Origin of the sequence: Streptomyces fragilis, from assembly GCF_003112515.1 — a bacterium.
Classification (GTDB): domain Bacteria; phylum Actinomycetota; class Actinomycetes; order Streptomycetales; family Streptomycetaceae; genus Streptomyces; species Streptomyces fragilis.
On record NZ_BEVZ01000008.1, the window covers coordinates 17,371 to 37,720 of the forward strand.

Annotated in this window: 14 protein-coding genes and 6 tRNA genes; 8 read left to right on the plus strand and 12 right to left on the minus strand. The window is 71.8% G+C overall.

Annotated features, from left to right (window positions below):
• Positions 1-25: 25 nt before the first annotated feature.
• The 8 genes from Sfr03f_RS31375 to Sfr03f_RS24655 form a co-directional block, all read right to left on the minus strand.
• On the minus strand, positions 26-637 hold the full coding sequence (locus Sfr03f_RS31375; protein ID WP_245967736.1) for a PP2C family protein-serine/threonine phosphatase: 612 nt from the start codon (positions 635-637) through the stop codon (positions 26-28).
• Positions 638-640: 3 nt separating this feature from the next.
• The gene (locus tag Sfr03f_RS31380) at positions 641-1,159 is read right to left on the minus strand and encodes a hypothetical protein (protein WP_245967737.1); all 519 of its coding nucleotides are present in this window, start codon (positions 1,157-1,159) and stop codon (positions 641-643) included.
• 189 nt (positions 1,160-1,348) lie between these two features.
• Positions 1,349-1,422, minus strand: a tRNA-Met gene (locus Sfr03f_RS24630).
• Positions 1,423-1,471: 49 nt separating this feature from the next.
• On the minus strand, positions 1,472-2,620 hold the full coding sequence (locus Sfr03f_RS24635) for a dihydrofolate reductase family protein (RefSeq protein ID WP_108956635.1): 1,149 nt from the start codon (positions 2,618-2,620) through the stop codon (positions 1,472-1,474).
• Between the two features lie 72 nt (positions 2,621-2,692).
• Positions 2,693-2,765: transfer RNA gene (locus Sfr03f_RS24640), tRNA-Lys, on the minus strand.
• A 140-nt stretch (positions 2,766-2,905) separates the two neighbouring features.
• Positions 2,906-5,245 (minus strand): DEAD/DEAH box helicase, encoded by a 2,340-nt coding sequence (locus Sfr03f_RS24645; protein ID WP_108956248.1) that lies wholly within the window; start codon positions 5,243-5,245, stop codon positions 2,906-2,908.
• Positions 5,246-5,476: 231 nt separating this feature from the next.
• Positions 5,477-6,004 carry a hypothetical protein gene (locus tag Sfr03f_RS24650; protein WP_108956249.1) on the minus strand — a complete coding sequence of 176 codons (528 nt, stop codon included), beginning with the start codon at positions 6,002-6,004 and terminating at the stop codon, positions 5,477-5,479.
• A 204-nt stretch (positions 6,005-6,208) separates the two neighbouring features.
• Positions 6,209-6,559, minus strand: coding sequence for a metallopeptidase family protein (locus Sfr03f_RS24655; RefSeq protein ID WP_108956251.1), 351 nt, complete (start codon positions 6,557-6,559; stop codon positions 6,209-6,211).
• 105 nt (positions 6,560-6,664) lie between these two features.
• On the opposite strand from Sfr03f_RS24655, the gene Sfr03f_RS24660 reads away from it, so the two are divergent.
• From Sfr03f_RS24660 to Sfr03f_RS24685, 6 genes are all read left to right on the plus strand, one after another.
• A complete protein-coding gene (locus Sfr03f_RS24660) occupies positions 6,665-8,263 on the plus strand; it encodes a metallophosphoesterase family protein (protein ID WP_108956253.1) in 1,599 nt (532 codons plus the stop codon).
• Positions 8,264-8,343: 80 nt separating this feature from the next.
• A tRNA-Glu gene (locus Sfr03f_RS24665) sits at positions 8,344-8,416 on the plus strand.
• Positions 8,417-8,463: 47 nt separating this feature from the next.
• Positions 8,464-8,538, plus strand: a tRNA-Asp gene (locus Sfr03f_RS24670).
• Positions 8,539-8,562: 24 nt separating this feature from the next.
• Positions 8,563-8,636, plus strand: a tRNA-Phe gene (locus tag Sfr03f_RS24675).
• Positions 8,637-8,764: 128 nt separating this feature from the next.
• Positions 8,765-12,751 (plus strand): ATP-dependent RNA helicase HrpA, encoded by a 3,987-nt coding sequence (gene hrpA, locus Sfr03f_RS24680; protein WP_108956255.1) that lies wholly within the window; start codon positions 8,765-8,767, stop codon positions 12,749-12,751.
• A 126-nt stretch (positions 12,752-12,877) separates the two neighbouring features.
• Positions 12,878-12,952 (plus strand) — tRNA-Asp (locus Sfr03f_RS24685).
• An 839-nt stretch (positions 12,953-13,791) separates the two neighbouring features.
• Here the strand turns inward: Sfr03f_RS24685 and bldC are convergent.
• Entirely contained in the window at positions 13,792-13,998 is a 207-nt protein-coding gene (gene bldC / locus Sfr03f_RS24690; RefSeq protein WP_003949541.1) for a developmental transcriptional regulator BldC, read from the minus strand.
• 506 nt (positions 13,999-14,504) lie between these two features.
• Positions 14,505-15,347 carry a DUF8083 family protein gene (locus Sfr03f_RS24695; protein ID WP_108956257.1) on the minus strand — a complete coding sequence of 281 codons (843 nt, stop codon included), beginning with the start codon at positions 15,345-15,347 and terminating at the stop codon, positions 14,505-14,507.
• A 247-nt stretch (positions 15,348-15,594) separates the two neighbouring features.
• On the opposite strand from Sfr03f_RS24695, the gene Sfr03f_RS24700 reads away from it, so the two are divergent.
• On the plus strand, positions 15,595-16,674 hold the full coding sequence (locus Sfr03f_RS24700) for a Leu/Phe/Val dehydrogenase (protein ID WP_108956259.1): 1,080 nt from the start codon (positions 15,595-15,597) through the stop codon (positions 16,672-16,674).
• Positions 16,675-17,100: 426 nt separating this feature from the next.
• Positions 17,101-17,346, plus strand: a complete 246-nt coding sequence (locus Sfr03f_RS24705) for a DUF3073 domain-containing protein (protein ID WP_108956261.1) — start codon at positions 17,101-17,103, stop codon at positions 17,344-17,346.
• A gap of 199 nt (positions 17,347-17,545) precedes the next feature.
• Here the strand turns inward: Sfr03f_RS24705 and purM are convergent, their stop codons facing one another.
• Together purM and purF are read right to left on the minus strand one after the other, a co-directional pair.
• Positions 17,546-18,613, minus strand: coding sequence for a phosphoribosylformylglycinamidine cyclo-ligase (gene purM, locus Sfr03f_RS24710; protein WP_108956263.1), 1,068 nt, complete (start codon positions 18,611-18,613; stop codon positions 17,546-17,548).
• A 110-nt stretch (positions 18,614-18,723) separates the two neighbouring features.
• Entirely contained in the window at positions 18,724-20,244 is a 1,521-nt protein-coding gene (gene purF / locus Sfr03f_RS24715; protein WP_108956265.1) for an amidophosphoribosyltransferase, read from the minus strand.
• Positions 20,245-20,350 lie beyond the last annotated feature (106 nt).

Here is a 20,350-nt window from a genome sequence, read left to right on the forward strand (position 1 = left end):
GGGGCCGCTGCCGTGTCCGGGCCGGTCACAGGCTCCGCACGGCGAGCAGGGCCATGTCGTCCTCGGCGTCACCGCCGGAGTGCCGGGCCACGTCCTCGGACAGGAACTCCAGCAGGTCCTCCGGCTCACGGAACACCCGCCCGTCCAGCCGCTCTACCGGGTCGTAGAACACCCCGTCCTCGTCCCGCGCCTCGGTCATGCCGTCGGTGTAGAAGAGCACCGTCACACCCGGCCGCAGCGGCACGGGCGGCCCGGGCCGGGGCGGGCCGACGAGCTCCGAGAGCGCGAGCGGCCCCCCGGACCGCCCCGGCTCCAGCAGGCGCGGCCGCGCCCCCGGTTCCAGCAGCAGCGGCGGCGGATGACCGTGGTTGACGATCGTCACGCTCCGGCCGTCCCGGGTGAACTCGGCGAACACCGCCGTCACGAACCCCTCCTGCTGTTCCAGCTCCACGGCCCGCCGGTCCCGCTCGCGCACCACCGCCTGTTCCATGTGCTCGGAGGCCTGCTCGATGGTGTCGGCCCGTTCCGCCACCTCGCGGAAGGCGCCGACGACGACCGCGACCGCTGCGACGGCGTCCATCCCCTTGCCGCGTACGTCGCCCAGGACCAGCCGCACCCCGTGCGGGGTGTCGTGCACGGCTTAGAGGTCGCCGCCGATGTTGGCCTCGCGCAGGGCGGCCTGGTACCGGGAGGCGATCCGCAGGGCGCCGATCTGCCGCTGCGGAGGCGGCATCACGGCCCGCATCGCCACCTCGGCCATCTGCCGGGCCGACGCGAGGCGCAGGTCGACCCGGTGGACCGCGACGTTCAAGACGCAGGACAGCACCGAGACGATGACCACGGTGAACAGCTCGGTGGCCAGCAGGGCGGAGTTGTCCGTGTCCTGGGTCAGCCGCACGTACAGGGTGAGGCCCGTCGACAGCAGCCCGATGAGCACCGTGGCGCGCAGGGTGTAGAGGGGTGCGGCGATCAACGGGGCGGCCGCGAAGAACGGTACGGCGGTCACGTCCCGCGGCGTCAGACTGTCGTAGGCGAGGCCGAGGCCCAGGGCCAGGAAGGGCAGCACCCGCAGCACCAGACGGGCGTAGTGGATCCAGCGCCGGCCGGGCCCGAGGGCCTCCTCGACGTCCGGATCCACCGGTCCGCCTCGCCTCAGCATGGAATCCATCGTCCCGCGCCGGGCCGGAAGCGGCGACCGCTGACCTCGGCGCGGATGAGGGCGGAGGCAGGCGGAGCAGGCGGACTGGAGGGCGCCTGCGAAGGCCGGAGAAGCCGGAGAAGAAGGACGACTGCGGTCGCAAACACTCAGGGCCGGAATCCCTGAAGGATTCCGGCCCTGAGTTTTCAGTAGCGGGGACAGGATTTGAACCTGCGACCTCTGGGTTATGAGCCCAGCGAGCTACCGAGCTGCTCCACCCCGCGTCGTTGTGTCTTCACTGTACGACATGGCGACGGGGAAAAGCGAATCGGTTCACGCCGACCCGCCGAGCAGGTGGCGGTTGGGCTCCACGGCCCGCCCCTCGTACTCGGGCAGTCGCACCACCTCGGCGCCGCCCGCCGCCAGCACCCCGCTGCCGTCCGCGGCCGCCACGAAGGTGTCGGGCTCCCGCCAGGCGGTGACCACCCGCCGCACCCCCGCGTCGAGGATCAGTCGTGCGCACGGGGCGGGCCGGGAGGCACGGCGGGCGCAGGGCTCCAGGCTGCTGTAGACGGTGGCCCCGGGCAACCGCGGGTCGGCCCGGTCGATCTTGGCCAGCGCCGCCTCCTCCGCGTGCACCACGGGGTCGTCCCCCTCCCGGGAGTGGCCGCGGGCCAGCTCGGTCCCGTCCTCGGCCACCACCACGGCGCCCACGCTGAACGCGGTGCGCGACGGCGGGCACTCCCGGGCGAGGTCGCAGGCGAGGCCCAGCCAGTACCGGTCCGCGGCCGAGGCGAGCGGACCCGCGCCCGGGGCGACCGGCCGGTAGCGGGCGAGCACCACGTCGCCCACCGGCCGGGTCTCCTCCAGCCGCAGCCGGCCCGGCGGGTAGGCGCCCGGGCCGAAGAGCCGCGGCGCACCCGGCTCGCCGACCAGCAACGGGGCCAGCACCAGCTGGAGCTCGTCGGCGAGACCGAGCCGCAGCAGCTGGGTGTGGACGCTGCCGCCTCCCTCCACCATCAGCCGTCGCACCCGGTACGCGGCGTGGAGGTGCTCCAGGACCGCCCGCCAGTCGACTTCCGGCCCCACCGGGACCACTTCGACGTCCTTCTGGCCACGCAGCGCCGCCTGCGCCCGCGATGCGCCCCCGTCGGTGGTGTAGACGGCCTTGCGGCCGCCGGTGCGCCAGAAGCGTGCAGCCGGGTCCAGTTCACCCGATCCGGTGACGAGCACCTTGAGCGGGAACTCCGGCAGCCCGGCGGCGGTGCGCGCGGCCCGCCGTTCGGGTGAGCGGACGACCAGCCGCGGGTCGTCGGCACGCAGGGTGCCGGCCCCGATGAGGATCGCGTCGCTCGCGGCCCGCACCTCGTCGACCCGGTCGAAGTCCTGCGGGCCGGAGAGCAGCAGCCGCTCCGGGCCGGTGTCGTCGAGGCAGCCGTCGAGCGAGACGGCGGCGGAGAGCAGGACGTAGGGGTGCGGCATGGGGCGGCTCCGGGACGTGAAGCGGCGCATGCTCCGGCCGGGGTCGGCCGGGCGCATGCGCCGCGTCAGAAGTAGGCCCTGTGGGACTCGAACCCACAACCAATGGATTAAAAGTCCACTGCTCTGCCAATTGAGCTAAGGGCCCAGGGTGATGTTGCTTCCCCGAGCATAGCGGGAGGGGGCCTCCCGTCCGAGCGGGTATCCGGGGCCGACGGCGCGCGGGAAGCGCGGAGGGCCCGCACGACCGAGTCGTGCGGGCCCTCACAGGCGGTGTGCGCGGGCGTGTCAGCCGTTGCGCTTCCAGCGCGGCTTCTCGTCCCGGCGGCCGAAGGAGCCACCGCGGTGGTCGTCACGACGGTCGTCGCGGCGGCCGAACGGGCGGTCCGAGGCGCCGCCGGAGCGGAAGCCCGGGCGGTCGTCGCGGCGGTCGCGGTTGAACGGACGGTCGTTGCTGCGGAAGCCGCCACGGTCGTCACGACGCTCGAAGGAACGGCCACCACGGTCGCCGCCACGGTCGTCGCGGTTGAACGGACGGTCACCCCGGTCGTTGCCGCGGAAGCCGCCACGGTCGTCACGACGCTCGAAGGAACGGCCACCACGGTCGCCACCGCGGTCGTCGCGGTTGAACGGACGGTCACCCCGGTCGTTGCCGCGGAAGCCGCCACGGTCGTCACGACGCTCGAACGGACGGCCGCCACGGTCACCGCCGCGGTCGTCACGGCGCTCGAAGGAACGGCCACCGCGGTCGTCACGGTTGAACGGACGCTCGCTGCGGTCGTCGCGGCGGTCGCGGTTGAACGGACGGTCGTCGCGGCGCTCGAAGGAACGGCCGCCACGGTCACCGCGGTCGTCGCGGCGGAAACCGCCACGGTCGCCACCGCGGTCGTCACGACGCTCGAAGGAACGGCCACCGCGGTCGTCACGGTTGAACGGACGCTCGCTGCGGTCGTCGCGGCGGTCGCGGTTGAACGGACGGTCGTCACGACGCTCGCCGCGGTCGTCACGGCGCTGCGGGCGGTCCTCGCGCTCGGTGCGGTCGACCTGCTGGGCGCTCGGCTGCTCCGGCACGGAGACGGCGGCGGCCTCGGCGGCCTCCGCGGCCTCACGGACGACGGCGGCCTCGGCCAGCGCGGTCTCCGGGTCGTCCCCGCGCTCGCGGGCGGCTCGCGCGGTGAGGCGGTCGGCCTCCTCGCGCAGCTCGGCGGCGCGGCGCTGCAGGCGCTCCAGCTCCTTGGTGAGCTGGGCGACCTCACGCTCGGCCTGGACGGCGGCGCCGGCCACCGACTCGGCCTGCAGCTCGGTCATCGAGCGGGCGCCGGTGATCTCGGCGACCTCGGGCTCGAAGGCGGTACCGCTCTGGATGATGTGACGCGAGGCGTCGATGCCCGCGTCCTCCATCAGCCGGAAGATCTGGCGGCGCTGGTGCGGCAGCGACAGCGAGACCACGGTGCCGGTGCGGCCGGCACGGGCGGTGCGGCCGGCACGGTGCAGGTAGTCCTTGTGGTCGCCGGCCGGGTCCACGTTGAGGACCAGGTCGATGCCGTCGACGTGGATGCCGCGGGCGGCGACGTCGGTGGCGACCAGGACGTTGACGTAACCGTCCTTGAAGTCGGCCAGGGTTCGGGTGCGCGCGCCCTGGGTCATGCCGCCGTGCAGGGCGTCCGCCTTCACACCGGCGTCGCGCAGCTGCTCGGCGATGCGGTCGGCGCCCAGCTGGGTGCGGACGAAGATGATGGTGCGGCCCTTGCGGGAGGCGATCGCCGCGGTGACCGGAGCCTTGTCCTTCGGCTTCACGATCAGGATGTGGTGCGACATCGTGGTGACGGCGCCCTGGGCGGCGTCGACCTCGTGGCTGACCGGGTTCTCCAGGTAGCGGTCGACCAGGGTCTTGATCTCGTTCTCCATGGTGGCGGAGAAAAGCATCCGCTGGCCGCCGGCCGGGATCTGGTCGAGCAGCTCGGTGACCTCGGGCATGAAGCCCAGGTCGGACATCTGGTCGGCCTCGTCGAGGACCGCGACCTCGACGTCGCCGAGCGAGCAGGCGCCGCGGCCGATGATGTCGCGCAGACGGCCCGGGGTGGCGACGAGGATGTCGACGCCGCGCTCCAGGGCGTAGATCTGGTTGCCCATCGAGGTGCCGCCGCAGACGACCTTCATCTTGAGGCCGAGCACGTCGCCGTAGGGCTGCAGGGCGTCGGCGACCTGCATGGCCAGCTCACGGGTCGGGGTGAGGATGACGGCGCGCGGGCGCTTCTTCTCGGTGCGGCCGCCGGCCAGGCGGGCCAGGGTCGGCAGACCGAAGGAGAGGGTCTTGCCGGAGCCGGTGCGGCCGCGGCCCAGGATGTCCTTGCCGGCCAGGGCGTCCGGGATGGTCGCGGCCTGGATCGGGAAGGGCTTGGTCACGCCGTTCTGCGCGAGCTTGCGCACGACGCCCTCGGGCAGACCGAGGTCGGCGAAGCTCGGCCCCGTCTCCTCGGGGGCCTGCTCCTCGGCGTGGTCCGCTGCCTCGGGGGCCTCGACGGCGTCCTGAACCAGGACGGCGTCGGCGTTCTCGTCGTGCCCGCCGAGCTCGGCGGCCGTCTCGTTCTCGGAGACGACGAACTGATCAGTACTGGAAATGGACATGCTTATGCGAAACCTTCCGGAGTCTCGTCGGCACGCGCCCGTCAACTCCGTGTTTCGCGAGGAACCGCCTCGATGCGGTCAGCCACGGCAAGGGAGAGAACGCGCCACACGGCGCGCTCTTTTTCGCTGCGCCGGGCAAATGGGATCAAACGATCTACCACCATACGCACCTCACGCCCTTCCGCGCAAACGAGAACGGCGAACGCGAGCCACGCCACACTCCGGGCCCTGCTACACGGCCACCGGGGCTCCGGCCGCGGAGGGCTGCGACGGGGGCAGCGCGGAGGAGGGCTGGACCGGCGTGGGGTCCGGCGACGGCGGGGGCGGGGAGGGCTGCGGCTGCACCGGGCTCGGTTCCTGGGTGGGCGGCTCGGGCGCGGGCTCGCCGGGCTCGGCGGGGGCCGGCTCGCCCGGCTCCTCGACGTCGCCCGGGTCCGCGTCCACCGGATCCTCGGCCTCCCCGGGGCGCTCGCCCTCCTTGCGGTCCGACGGACGCCGCTCGTCCTTGCCGGGCCTGCCGGGCCGCCGCGAGCCGCCGGTCTCCGGGCGGGCGCCCTCGCCGGTCACCCGGGGGTCGAAGGCGCCGCCGCCGGGGGCTCCGGGCCCCGCCCCGCCGTCCTCGGCACCACCGCTGCCCGAGGACCGCGACGGCCGGGCCCGGTCGCCGTCCCCGCCCGGCAGGTCCACGCAGCCGGTCGCCAGGGCGGAGACGGCGACGACCGCGGCGGCAATACGAACGGGGACGTACACACGGCGCACGGGAGCCACCTCCGAGGGCGGGGGGAGAGTCACCCTGCCCAACTCCCGCCGGGCGCAGGAGGACACGCCCACGCGCCGCGCAATCACCACCACCCGCCGCCCCGCGCCGGGCCGGGCGTCAAGAGCGCCGGGCGTCAGGGCGCCGGGGCATCAAGGCGCCGGGCGTCGGCGCGTCGGGGCGTCGGGGCGTCGGCGCGTCGGGGCTCAGCCGTAGCCGAGGTCGTGCAGGCGCTCGTCGTCGATGCCGAAGTGGTGGGCGATCTCGTGAACGACCGTCACCTCCGTCTCGGCGACCGCGTCCTCGCGGGTGTCGCAGAGCCGCAGGGTCGGGTTCCGGTAGATGGTGATCCGGTCCGGCAGCACCCCCGCGTACCACTCGCCCCGTTCGGTGAGCGGCGTCCCCTCGTACAGCCCCAGCAGGTCCGGGTCGTCCGCCGGCGGCTCGTCCTCGACGAACACGGCGACGTTGTCCATCAGCCGTGTCAGCTCGGGCGGGATCCGGTCGAGCGCCTCCGCCACCGTTTCCTCGAACTCCTCGCGCGTCATCTCCAGCACACCGCCATTCTGTGCCACAACGTCCGCCCGCACACCCGCCCGGTCGCCTCCGGCGCCACTTCCCCGAGCCGCGTATCCGGTCGCAGACCTGGGCATACGGTCCCAATGGCCCGCTCCGACGCCCGACCGCCCACCGTGCCGCATCGCATACGCACCCTTCTGCGGAGGAGGTCCGCCCCGGGCGTCCGGCCCGAGCCGGGCCGCCGCGCGCACCCCCTGGCGCGGGCCGCCGGGCTGGTCGCGGTGGTGGTGGGCGGCGCCTGGCTGGGCCTGCTGACCGTGGGCGTGGTCCGGGCCCCGGTCGGGCCGGTGAACACCACCATGGGCCTGCACCCCTCGGTGGACGGCGGCACCGAGATCCGCATCCCGCCGCTGGGCGCGCTGTCCCTGGACACCCACACCGCGCCCTTCCGGCTGCGGGTCGACGTCGACCAGCTGGACGCGGAACGCTCGCGCGACCTGGTCGACCACCCCGAGCGCATCTCCGGCCTCCAGGACGCCATCGCCGAGGATGTCGGCGACGGCATCCTCACCCTCGCGGTCCGCTCGGGCGCCGCCGTGGTGGTGGGCGCGACGGCGCTGGGACTGATCGTCTACCGCCGCCCGCGCCGCGCCCTGGCCGCCGGCGGCCTCGCCCTCGCGCTGCTCGCCACCTCCGGGGCCACCGCCTGGGCCACCTGGAACCCCAACTCGGTGCTCGAGCCCCGGTTCTCCGGCCTGCTCTCCTCCGCGCCCTCGGTGGTGGGCAACGCGCGCAGCATCGTCTCCGACTTCGACGTCTACCAGCAGGAACTGGCCCGCCTGGTCACCAACGTCACCAAGCTCTACGACGCCACCAGCACCCTCCCGGCCTACCAGCCCGACCCGACCACCATCCGGGTCCTGCACGTCTCGGACATCCACCTCAACCCGGCGAGCTGGGAGATCATCGCCTCCCTGGTCGACCAGTACGAGATCGACGTCATCGTCGACTCCGGCGACACCATGGACCACGGCACCAAGGCCGAGAACCGCTTCCTGGACCCGGTCGCGGACCTGGGCGCGCCCTACATATGGGTGCGCGGCAACCACGACTCCCGGGACACGCAGACGTACCTCTCCGGCCTGGACGGCGTGCACGTGCTGGACGAGGGCCGGGCGGTCGACGTGGCCGGGCTGCGGTTCGCGGGCATCGGCGACCCGCAGTTCACACCCGACCGGAGCAAGCCGCAGGGCGGGAAGGCCGCCGCGGAACGGGCCGGGGTGCAACTGGCCGCGGAGATCCGCGACCACCGGCGCGCCGGGAAGCCGGTGGACGTCGCCGTCGTCCACGACCCGCAGGCGGCGCGGAAGGTGGACGGCGTGGTCCCGCTGGCGCTGTCCGGGCACATCCACAAGCAGCGGACCTGGCTGATGGAGCTGGGCACCCGGCTGCGCACCGAGGGGTCCACCGGCGGCGGTGGACTGCGGGCGCTGGAGGGGAAGAAGCCGGATCCGATCGAGACCTCGGTCCTCTACTTCGACCGGGACAGCCGCCGGCTGCAGGCCTGGGACGAGATCCGGCTGGGCGGCCTCGGCCTCACGACCGCCGAGGTGAGCCGCCACCTGGTGAAGGAGAACCAGCCGGGCGGGGCCTCTCCCGCGCCCTCCGGTTCCGGCTCCGGATCACCCTCGGTTCCGTCCACCGCGGAGGCTTCGCCACGGCGGTCCGGTGGCGACCGCTGAACGTTTTGGCGATACCCCCCGGCATCACCTATGCTTCTCACGTCCCCGACGCGCTGAGAAGCGCCCAGGCGGGCCGTATAGCCCTCATCGTCTAGCGGCCTAGGACGCCGCCCTTTCAAGGCGGTAGCACGGGTTCGAATCCCGTTGGGGGCACGCAAGATCGTGTGCGACACTGTTAACGCAAGACGCGCACAAAGCTAGGTCCTGTGGAGCAGTTTGGAGTGCTCGCCACCCTGTCAAGGTGGAGGCCGCGGGTTCAAATCCCGTCAGGACCGCTGAGGTTTCACCTGAAACCTCGTGGCTGGGTAGCTCAGCTGGTACGAGCGTCCGCCTGAAAAGCGGAAGGTCCCCGGTTCGACCCCGGGCCCAGCCACCGCCAGGAAGACCCCCTTCGGTTACCGAAGGGGGTCTTCCGCTGTGCCGTCCTCGCTCAGGCCGGGGCACCGCCCCCGGTTAATGCGCTCGCCACCCCGTTCGGGAAGGTGCGATCCTGGAATGCGTATGTCTACGCAGCCTGCCTCCGCCCCCGCCGCGCCCGCCTTCGGCGACATCGCCCACCGCCTGGCCCAGCTCTCCCTGCGGGAGGCTCACCGGCTGGGGCGGCGACTCGAAGGCGCCCGCAGGATCCGCAAGCCCGAGGCCCGGGCCGCCGTGCTCGCCGAGATCGCGGCGGAGGTGGAGAAGGCCGAGGCCAGGCTGGCCGAGCGGGCCTCCCGGGTGCCGGCCATCACCTATCCGCAGGCCCTCCCGGTCAGCCAGAAGAAGGACGACATCGCCGAGGCGATCCGCGACCACCAGGTCGTGATCGTCGCGGGTGAGACCGGCTCCGGCAAGACGACGCAGATCCCCAAGATCTGCATGGAGCTGGGCCGCGGCGTCCGCGGGATGATCGGCCACACCCAGCCCCGCCGCATCGCCGCCCGCACGGTGGCCGAGCGCGTGGCCGAGGAGCTGAACACCCCGCTGGGCGAGGCCGTCGGCTGGAAGGTCCGGTTCACCGACCAGGTCGGCCAGGACACCTACGTCAAGCTGATGACGGACGGCATCCTGCTGGCCGAGATCCAGACCGACCGCGATCTGCGCGCCTACGACACGATCATCATCGACGAGGCGCACGAGCGGTCCCTCAACATCGACTTCCTGCTGGGCTACCTGGCCCAGCTGCTCCCCCGCCGCCCCGACCTCAAGGTCGTCATCACCTCGGCGACCATCGACCCGGAACGGTTCTCCCGGCACTTCGGCGACGCCCCGATCATCGAGGTCAGCGGCCGCACCTACCCGGTGGAGGTCCGCTACCGGCCGCTGCTGGAGGAGGACTCCCAGGAGACGGACCGCGACCAGATCACCGCGATCACCGACGCCTGCGAGGAACTGATGGCGGAGGGACCGGGCGACATCCTGGTCTTCCTCTCCGGCGAGCGGGAGATCCGCGACACCGCGGACGCGCTCACCAAGAAGCGGTACCGGTCCACCCAGATCCTGCCGCTCTACGCCCGGCTCTCCCACGCCGAGCAGCACCGGGTCTTCCAGCAGCACTCCGGCCGCCGGATCGTGCTGGCCACCAACGTGGCCGAGACCTCGCTGACGGTGCCGGGCATCAAGTACGTGATCGACCCCGGCTTCGCCCGGATCTCCCGCTACAGCCACCGCACCAAGGTGCAGCGGCTGCCGATCGAACCGGTCTCCCAGGCCAGCGCCAACCAGCGCAAGGGCCGCTGCGGCCGCACCAGCGACGGCATCTGCATCCGCCTCTACTCCGAGGACGACTTCGAGGCGCGCCCGGAGTTCACCGACGCGGAGATCCTGCGCACCAACCTGGCCTCGGTCATCCTGCAGATGACCGCCGCCGGCCTGGGCGACATCGAGAAGTTCCCCTTCATCGATCCGCCGGACCACCGCAACATCCGTGACGGCGTCCAGCTGCTGCAGGAGCTCGGCGCGCTGGACCCGGCGGAGAAGGACCCGCGCAAGCGCCTCACCGACACGGGCCGCAAGCTCGCCCAGCTGCCGGTGGACCCGCGGCTGGCGCGGATGGTGCTGGAGGCCGACCGCAACGGCTGTGTCCGCGAGGTCATGGTGATCGCCTCCGCCCTCTCCATCCAGGACCCGCGCGAGCGGCCCGCCGACAAGCAGGCACAGGCCGACCAGCAGCACGCCCGGTTCAAGGACGAGTCCAGCGACTTCCTGGCCTTCCTCAACCTGTGGCGCTACGTCCGCGAGCAGCAGAAGGAGCGCGGCTCGTCCGCGTTCCGCCGGATGTGCAAGCAGGAGTACCTGAACTTCCTGCGGATCCGCGAGTGGCAGGACATCTACAGCCAGCTCCGTTCGGTGGCCCAGCAGATGGGGATACGCCTCAACGAGGAGGACGCCCCCGAACAGTCCGTCCACGTCTCGCTGCTGGCCGGTCTGCTCTCGCACATCGGCATGAAGGACGTGAAGGACTCCGGGACCACCAAGGAGTCCGGGAAGGGCGCCACGAGGAACGAGTACCTCGGCGCGCGCAACGCCAAGTTCGCGATCTTCCCCGGCTCGGCGCTCTTCCGGAAGCCGCCGAGGTTCGTGATGTCGGCCGAACTGGTGGAGACCTCCCGCCTGTGGGCGCGGGTCAACGCGAAGATCGAGCCGGAGTGGGTGGAGCCGCTCGCCGGCCACCTGCTCAAGCGGACCTACAGCGAGCCGCACTGGGAGAAGGACCAGGCCGCGGTGATGGCGTACGAGAAGGTGACGCTCTACGGCGTCCCGATCGTCGCCCAGCGGAAGGTGAACTACGGGCGCATCGACCCCGAGGTCTCCCGCGAACTCTTCATCCGCAACGCCCTGGTGGAGGGCGACTGGCGCACCCACCACAAGTTCTACGCGGACAACCGCAAGCTGCTCACCGAGGTCGAGGAGCTCGAGCACCGGGCCCGCCGCCGGGACATCCTGGTCGACGACGAGACCCTCTACGACTTCTACGACCAGCGGATCCCCGAGCACGTCGTCTCCGGCGCGCACTTCGACTCGTGGTGGAAGCACAAGCGCCATGAGGAGCCGGACCTGCTCGACTTCGAGCGGTCCATGCTCATCAACGAGAAGGCCGGCCAGGTCACCAAGGACGACTACCCGGACTCCTGGCGGCAGGGCCGGCTGAAGTTCCGCGTCACCTACCAGTTCGAGCCCGGCGCGGACGCGGACGGCGTCACCGTGCACATCCCGCTGCAGGTGCTCAACCAGGTGACCGACGAGGGCTTCGACTGGCAGATCCCCGGCCTGCGCGAGGAACTGGTCACCGAGATGATCCGCTCGCTCCCCAAGCCGATCCGCCGCAACTACGTCCCGGCGCCCAACTTCGCGCAGCGGTTCCTCGGCGTGGCGGTGCCGGGCCAGGAGCCGCTGGACGTGGCCATGGCGCGGGAGCTGCACCGCATGGTGGGCGTGCGCCTGGAGCCCGACGACTTCGACCGGTCGAAGGTGCCGGACCACCTCAAGGTGACGTTCCGGATCGTCGACGAACGGCGGCGCAAGCTGGCCGAGGACAAGGACCTCGAGGCGCTGAAGCTGCGGCTGCGCCCCAAGGCCCGCCAGGCCCTCTCCAAGGCCGCCGCGGCCACCGCCGAACGCTCGGGCGGTCCTTCGCTGGAGCGGACGGGCCTGACGGACTGGACGATCGGCACGCTGGTCCGGGTCTTCGAGACCAAGCGGGCCGGCCAGCCGGTGAAGGCCTTCCCCGCGCTGGTGGACGACGGCGACACGGTCTCGGTGCGGCTGTTCGACAGCGAGGCCGAGCAGGCCGAGGCCATGTGGCGGGGCACCCGGCGGCTGATCGTGCGCAACATCCCGGTCAACCCGGCGAAGTTCGCGCTGGACCGCCTCTCCAACGCGCAGAAGCTGGCCCTGTCGGCCAACCCGCACGGCTCCGTGCAGGCGTTGTTCGACGACTGCGCGCTCGCGGCGGCGGACAAGCTGATCGCGGACTTCGGGGGTCCGGTCTGGGACGAGGAGTCCTACCGGAAGCTCTACGACAAGGTGCGGGCCGAGATCGTGGACACCACGGTGCGCGCGGTCGGCCAGGTGCAGCAGGTGCTGGCCGCCTGGCAGGCGTGCGAGCGGCGGCTGAAGTCGGTGAGGAGCCCCGCCCTGCTGGCCAACCTCACGGACGTCCGGAGCCAGTTGGACGGCCTCGTGAAGCCGGGCTTCGTCACCGAGGCCGGACTCGCGCGGCTGCCGCACCTGATGCGGTACCTGGTGGCGGCCGACCGGCGGCTGCAGCAGATGGCCTCCAACGTCCAGCGGGACACCACCCGCATGGAGAAGGTCCACGAGATGCAGGACGAGTACGCCTGGCTCCTGGAGCAGATGCCGCAGGGCCGCCCGGTGCCGCGGGCGGTGCGGGAGGTCCGGTGGATGATCGAGGAGCTGCGGGTCAGCTACTTCGCGCACGCGCTGGGGACGGCGTATCCGGTCTCGGACAAGCGGATCGTGAAGACCATCGACGGGCTGGCCCCCTGAGCTGCCCCGAACGGGTGACGGGGCACTGACCCACAGTGAGTTCGACCAGGCGGCCGTACTCCTGTAGAGTCCTTCTCGCAGCACAGCGCAGGGGACCGAACAGGAAACCCACGGTGTGAAGCACCTGGTCCTGTGGAGCAGTTTGGAGTGCTCGCCACCCTGTCAAGGTGGAGGCCGCGGGTTCAAATCCCGTCAGGACCGCACTTCTTAGAAGGCCCGCACCTCATCGGTGCGGGCCTTCGTCGTGCGCCCCCGAACGGGAGACGGCCGAGCCCCGCTAAGGCCCCGAGGGCCGGCCGCGCCAGGGGCCGACCGGAGAGCGGGTGTGGGGAGGGCCCGGCGGGGCATCCGGGTCCGGGAGGACGCCCCCGAAAGGGCGTCAGAAACCGACCACGGCCCCGGAAAGACCTCTCCGACCCTCCCGCGCCCCGGCGCGCCCAGCGGGGCCTGACGCGCCCTCCAGAGGCCCCGCGCTCCGGCGCCACGAGGTGCGCGGGGAGCCCGCCGCACCGACGGGCGCCGACGGCGGCATATGCCCCTGTCCCACCCAATAGCGCACGTGTCGCACCGGCAACAAGCCGTCGTCGGTGTGAAAGGTGTCACCTCATCAGTTTTTCAAAGGGGCGTAGTTAACCCCTGCTTACATCATGTCAATTTTATATGTGCAATTGCACTCTCCCTCCGGGCCCGCGCCGGACTCCGCCCGACGCCCTGACCGCCGCCCTGATCTGCGCGGACGCGCGGGGGGTGGAGATCCGCCGGAGGTCCCGCGAAGGGGCCCTGGAGAGGCCTTCAGCCGTCGTCGTGAGGGCAAAAAAAGATCGCGCTGGACCCGGCGGAGTCCAGCGCGATCGACGACGCGTCAACGTGCAAGGGGGTGTCCGAGGGGCCCGGAGGCCCTGGACGAGGTCCTGTTGGGGCAGGACCGGCGTCGTGTGGAGCTGAGTGACGGACGTCTCGGCGGCTGGGGGACCGCTTCGCGCGTCCTGCTATTCAATTGTGGGCACCGTGATCGCCACGGGCCTTCGAATCAATGGCTGTCAGGCCTCGCTACGCTGCTGGGGGATGCCCGCCAGCAGTGCGCGGACCTCGGCCTCGCGGTAGCGCCGGTGCCCGCCGAGCGTGCGGATCGACGTGAGCTTGCCGGCCTTCGCCCACCGCGTCACCGTCTTGGGGTCGACGCGGAACATGGTGGCGACCTCAGCCGGGGTCAGCAGCGGCTCGGCATCAGGGGTGCGAGCGGTCATGAGCGGCCTCCTCGGGAGAACCGACGTTCTCGGTTCTTTCCTCTAAATTCTGCACCTTGACCCGCGTTGCCCGAAATGGCGGACGCGGGTCGAGTCGGTTATAGGACGAACGGCTTGTCCTCGGCACTACAACTACACCATCTGTCCAGCCGCGTCGGCCAAACCGATGGAATTGCCCTCCCAGGTGTTCATCAGCGACGGAAGCCGATGGACCGTGCCATAACGGACAGTCACTCCACTGTGACGATCAGTCACAGAGTCCACAGAGGCCATCAGACCCCCCAGGCGTCCAGCACCGATGCCCGCCCAGGCGGACAGCAGGAGCCCTCCCCGGACTCCTTGTCCTATTTTGGCATGAGGGGTGGCAAGATACGCAAGGGCCGGGTACGTGCACTCCGTCACGCTTAGGGACGTGTGTCCGTTTCGTGACGGGCGTGCATACGGGTCCGCCACGCTCCGGGGCTCACCACCGTGCGCCGCGGGGCTCACACCGTGCGCGCCGGGCGTCAGCTGGCCAGCCCGCGCTGCCGGACCGCCCGCCACCGGTCCACCAGGCGCTCGTACGCCTCGCCGGCCGCCTCCCCGTCGCCGTCGCGCAGCGCCGCCAGGGCCTCGGCCGCGTCCGCGGCCGAGTGGTCCTCGGCGAGGTCGCCGGCCGGGAGGGCGTGCACCAGCCCTCCGTAGTCCAGCTCCACCAGGGAGCGCGGGTGGAACTCCTCAAGCCACCGGCCCACCCCGACCAGCGCCTCGGTCACCGGGCCCTCGCCCACCGACTCGCGCACCGTGCGCAGGCCGCGCGCCAGGCGCCGGCGCGCGTCGACCATCCGGGTCCGGTAGCGGAGCACCGGCGGCCCGCCGCCCGTGCCGGGCCGCCACTCCCGTTCCTCGTCGGCGACCAGCACGAACCAGTGGCCCGGGACGTGCCAGGTGGCGCTGCGGATCCAGGGCCTGGCGTCCGGATGGCGGACCAGCCACCGCTCGTAGTCCCGGGCGGCCTCCTCGCGCACCACCGGCGGCAGCACGGCGTCCAGGACGGTCGGCGGAAGGTCCGTCCCGAAGTCCCGCAGCGCCTGCCACCCGCGCAGCCGGGTGCGCCAGGGGCACACGCACACCACGCCGTCCACCTCGGTGACGAACGCGTCCCCGCTCTCGTGGACCGGCACCGGCGACGGCGGGGTGGCCAGCAGGTCGGCGAGGGAACGCCGCAGTTCGTCCTGGCAGGTGGGCCGTCCCGGGCGGGCCGCGTAACGCTCCCAGTGGGCGCGCTCCTCGCGGGGGAAGGCGGCCAGTGGTTCGTAGACCCGCAGATAGGCGGGATAGGGGACGATCACCGAGGTCACCTTGGGCACCCCTCCACCCTCCCCGAGGGCCGACGTCCGAAACCCGTCCCGCCCGGATCGGAAGTGGGCGCAATGCCGGGAAAAGCAGCCAGAACCGTCTAGGCCCGGACCGGCGCGTACTCCTCGCGTGGATGATCCTGTGCGGAGACGGTCAGGGCGGCGCTCCAGGCTCTACCCTCGTGCCACGGTCCCCGCCACCCGTACGGGGACCGCCGTAACCGCCGCTTCTCATCCAGGAGTCACCACCGTGACCGAAATGACCGACGGCGTCCTGCACACCCTGTTCCAGTCGGAGCAAGGGGGGCATGAGCAGGTCGTGCTCTGCCAGGACCGCGCCAGCGGACTGAAGGCCGTGATCGCCATCCATTCCACCGCCCTGGGCCCCGCCCTCGGCGGGACGCGCTTCCACCCCTACGCCACGGAGGCCGAGGCCGTCGCCGACGCCCTCAACCTGGCCCGCGGGATGTCGTACAAGAACGCCATGGCAGGCCTCGAGCACGGCGGCGGCAAGGCGGTGATCATAGGAGACCCGGAGAAGCACAAGACCGAGGAACTCCTGCGCGCCTACGGCCGGTTCGTCGCCTCGCTGGGCGGCCGGTACGTCACGGCCTGCGACGTCGGCACCTACGTGGCCGACATGGACGTGGTGGCCGGGGAGTGCCGTTGGACCACCGGGCGGTCCCCGCAGAACGGCGGGGCGGGCGACTCCTCGGTGCTCACCTCGTTCGGCGTCTTCCAGGGCATGCGGGCCGCAGCCCAGCACCTGTGGGGCGACCCCACGCTGCGCGGCCGCACGGTCGGCATCGCCGGCGTCGGCAAGGTCGGGCGCCACCTGGTGGAGCACCTGCTGTCGGACGGCGCCGAGGTGATCGTCACCGACGTGCGCGAGGAGGCCGTGCGGGCGCTGCTCGCGCAGCACCCGTCGGTGCGGGTCGCGGCGGACGCGGAGGAACTGGTCCGCACCCCGGGTCTGGACATCTACGCCCCGTGCGCCCTCGGCGGCGCGCTCGACGACGCCACCGTGGCGGCGCTCACCGCGACGGTGGTGTGCGGCGCGGCCAACAACCAGCTGGCCCACCCCGGCATCGAGAAGGACCTCGCCGACCGGGGCATCCTGTACGCGCCGGACTACGTGGTGAACGCCGGCGGGGTGATCCAGGTGGCCGACGAGCTCCTCGGTTTCGACTTCGACCGGGCCAAGGCCAAGGCGACGAAGATCTTCGACACCACCCTGGAGCTGTTCGCGCGGGCGAAGGCGGACGGCATCCCGCCGGCCGCCGCGGCCGACCGGATCGCCGAGCAGAGGATGGCCGAATCCCGTCGGTCGGGTCGATGACCCGGTCCGCCTGACTCGGCGGCGCCTTCTCCCGAGAGACCGGCGCGTCAACTTCCCGCCCGACCCTTCACCCTCCGGAGTGAAGAAACGTGTCGGTGACGAGGCCGCGACGCGCCGGTTCCGTGTGGATGATCGCCTTGCGGCACCGGTGTTCGGAGGTCAGAGGTCCGGACAACGGGAGACACCTGTCACTTCTCCGGGCGGGTCTTCCGGGCGGAAGTGGTTAAAATCGGCACTGACCAGCGGGGAAAGGGCGCCTCGCGGGTACTGGGCACACACGCTTGGTGCGGGCGACGTACCGTATGGGCGTGGGCTCAGGTACCGTGGAAGCCCTACGGACCGGTCTCTCCGCGGAGAGGCCGTTCTGGATCATGAACGCGTCAAGACTCTGGGGCCGTCGCGCCCCGTCGTTGAGGGGGTCGAGCCATGGGGCGCGGCCGGGCCAAGGCCAAGCAGACGAAGGTCGCCCGCCAGCTGAAGTACAACAGCGGCGGGACGGATCTCTCACGCCTGGCCGAGGAGCTGGGCGCATCGACGTCGAATCCGACGCCTAACGGCGAGCGGTTCGAGGACGATGAGCAGGACGACGACCTGTATTCGCGGTACGCCGAGCTCTACGGGGCCGACGACGAGGACGAGGACGAAGAGTCCTCTCACCGTCGCGGTGCCTGACAGCGTTCACCGCTCATACTGATCTGGACCCGGTTCGGGGCTTCGGCACCGAGCCGGGTTCAGTGTTGCCCCGGACCGCCGGGGCTGCCCACGCCACCGCCGGAGCCCCGGCTCCCGGCCCTGGTCGCGGCGGCGGCCCTGGTCCCGGCCTCGGTTCCGGCCCCGGCGGGCGGTGAGCCCGCCGGGACCGACGGCGGGCTCACGCCCCGTAGTCGCCGATCAGCTCCGCGCCCGTGGCGTGCTCGCCCCGGGCGACGATCTCGCCGGCCACCCAGGACTCGACCCCGCGGTCGGCCAGCGTGGACAGGGCGACCTCGACGGACTCCTGCGGGACGACGGCCATCATGCCGACGCCCATGTTGAGGGTCTTCTCCAGCTCCAGCCGCTCGACCCCACCGGTCCGGCCGACCAGCGTGAAGATCGGGTCCGGCGTCCAGGTGGACCGGTCGACCACGGCGTGCAGGCCGTCCGGGATCACCCGGGCCAGGTTGGCCGCCAGGCCGCCGCCGGTGATGTGGCTGAAGGCGTGCACCTCACCGGTGCGCATCAGGGCCAGGCAGTCCAGCGAGTAGATCTTGGTCGGCTCCAGCAGTTCCTCGCCGAGGGTGCGGCCGAGCTCCTCGACGTGGGCGTCGAGCGCCATGCCGGCGCGCTCGAGCAGCACGTGACGCACCAGCGAGTAGCCGTTGGAGTGCAGACCGGAGGAGGCCATCGCGATCACCGCGTCGCCCTCCCGGATCCGGTCGGGGCCGAGCAGCGCGTCGGCCTCCACCACGCCCGTGCCGGCGCCGGCCACGTCGAAGTCGTCGGCCCCGAGCAGACCCGGGTGCTCCGCCGTCTCACCGCCGACCAGCGCGCAGCCGGCCAGGACGCAGCCCTCGGCGATGCCCTTGACGATCGCGGCCACCCGCTCCGGGTGGACCTTGCCCACGCAGATGTAGTCGGTCATGAAGAGCGGCTCGGCTCCGCAGACCACGATGTCGTCCATGACCATGGCGACCAGGTCGTGGCCGATGGTGTCGTAGACGCCCATCTGCCGGGCGATGTCGACCTTGGTGCCGACGCCGTCGGTGGCCGAGGCGAGCAGCGGGCGCTCGTAGTTCTTGAGGGCGGAGGCGTCGAAGAGGCCGGCGAAGCCGCCGAGGCCGCCGAGCACCTCGGGGCGCCGGGTCTTCTTCACCCATTCCTTCATGAGCTCGACGGCGCGGTCGCCCGCCTCGATGTCGACGCCTGCAGCCGCGTAGCTGGCACCTGTCTCAGTGGACATGACTGTGTGAGCTTTCTGTCGGGTGTACAGCTGAAGCGCTGCGAGGAATCTGCGAGGGGCCGGAGGCCGGCGCCGGGCCCGCGAGGGACCCGGCGCCGTGCGTCGGCGGGCTACGGACGCCGGATGGCGGCGCTGGCGGCGGTCTCGACCGGCGCGGCCAGCTCCGTCTCGAGCAGCTGCTTGCCGAGCAGCTCGGGGTCGGGCAGGTCCATCGGGTACTCGCCGTCGAAGCAGGCACGGCACAGGTTCGGCTTGGCGATGGTGGTCGCCTCGATCATGCCGTCGATGGAGATGTAGGCGAGGGAGTCGGCGCCCAGCGAGGTGCCGATCTCCTCGATGGTCATGCCGTTGGCGATCAGCTCCGCGCGGGTGGCGAAGTCGATGCCGAAGAAGCAGGGCCACTTCACCGGCGGCGAGGAGATCCGGATGTGGACCTCGGCCGCGCCGGCCTCGCGGAGCATCCGGACCAGCGCGCGCTGGGTGTTGCCGCGGACAATCGAGTCGTCCACCACGACCAGGCGCTTGCCCTTGATGACTTCCTTGAGCGGGTTCAGCTTCAGCCGGATGCCCAGCTGGCGGATGGTCTGCGAGGGCTGGATGAAGGTCCGGCCGACGTAGGCGTTCTTGACCAGACCGGCGCCGAACGGGATGCCGGAGGCCTCCGCGTAGCCGATCGCGGCGGGGGTGCCGGACTCGGGCGTCGCTATCACCAGGTCCGCCTCGGCGGGCGCCTCGGCGGCGAGGCGGCGGCCCATCTCCACGCGGGAGAGGTACACGTTCCGGCCGGCGATGTCGGTGTCCGGGCGGGCCAGGTACACGTACTCGAAGACGCAGCCCTTGGGGCGGGCGTCGGCGAAGCGGGAGGAGCGCAGGCCGTTCTCGTCTATCGCGACGAACTCGCCGGGCTCGATCTCGCGCACGTAGCTGGCGCCGCAGATGTCCAGGGCGGCCGACTCGGAGGCGACCACCCAGCCGCGCTCCAGACGCCCCAGGACCAGCGGGCGGATGCCCTGCGGGTCACGGGCGGCGTAGAGCGTGTGCTCGTCCATGAAGACCAGGGAGAAGGCTCCACGGACCTGGGGCAGGATCCGGGACGACGCCGCCTCGATGGACAGCGGCTTGCCGTCGTCGTCCGTCTGGCCGGCCAGCAGGGCCGTCACCAGGTCGGTGTCGTTGGTCGCGGCGGGGGCGGAGCCGTTGTTCCGCTCGGGCAGATCGGCGACCAGGCCGGCGAGTTCCGCCGTGTTGACCAGGTTGCCGTTGTGGGCGAGGGCGATGGATCCCTGCGCGGTCGCCCGGAAGGTCGGCTGGGCGTTCTCCCAGACGGAGGCGCCGGTGGTCGAGTAGCGGGCGTGTCCGACCGCGATATGACCCTGCAGGGAGCTGAGAGAGGTCTCGTCGAAGACCTGGGACACGAGGCCCATGTCCTTGAAGACGAGGATCTGGGAGCCGTTGCTGACCGCGATACCCGCGGATTCCTGACCCCGATGCTGGAGGGCGTAGAGCCCGAAGTACGTGAGCTTGGCGACCTCTTCACCCGGAGCCCAGACACCGAAGACGCCGCAAGCGTCCTGGGGGCCCTTTTCGCCGGGAAGAAGGTCGTGATTGAGGAGACCGTCACCACGAGGCACGTCTTCGAGTGTAGGGGAGGACGGCCGTTGCGCCGAATGGGGCAGTGGCGGGACGGATGCCGGAGACGACACGCCGGCCGACCGGGCAGGGCCGCGTTTCCGCAGG

Excerpts from the sequence above, each read along its gene's own strand:
- Sfr03f_RS24660 (WP_108956253.1), top strand. The coding sequence starts at position 6,665 with ATGGCCCGCTCCGACGCCCGACCGCCCACCGTGCCGCATCGCATACGC.
- Sfr03f_RS24645 (WP_108956248.1), bottom strand. The coding sequence starts at position 5,245 with ATGTCCATTTCCAGTACTGATCAGTTCGTCGTCTCCGAGAACGAGACG.
- bldC (WP_003949541.1), bottom strand. The coding sequence starts at position 13,998 with ATGACCGCTCGCACCCCTGATGCCGAGCCGCTGCTGACCCCGGCTGAG.
- Sfr03f_RS24705 (WP_108956261.1), top strand. The coding sequence starts at position 17,101 with ATGGGGCGCGGCCGGGCCAAGGCCAAGCAGACGAAGGTCGCCCGCCAG.
- Sfr03f_RS24700 (WP_108956259.1), top strand. The coding sequence starts at position 15,595 with ATGACCGACGGCGTCCTGCACACCCTGTTCCAGTCGGAGCAAGGGGGG.
- purM (WP_108956263.1), bottom strand. The coding sequence starts at position 18,613 with ATGTCCACTGAGACAGGTGCCAGCTACGCGGCTGCAGGCGTCGACATC.
- Sfr03f_RS31380 (WP_245967737.1), bottom strand. The coding sequence starts at position 1,159 with ATGCTGAGGCGAGGCGGACCGGTGGATCCGGACGTCGAGGAGGCCCTC.
- Sfr03f_RS24635 (WP_108956635.1), bottom strand. The coding sequence starts at position 2,620 with ATGCCGCACCCCTACGTCCTGCTCTCCGCCGCCGTCTCGCTCGACGGC.
- hrpA (WP_108956255.1), top strand. The coding sequence starts at position 8,765 with ATGTCTACGCAGCCTGCCTCCGCCCCCGCCGCGCCCGCCTTCGGCGAC.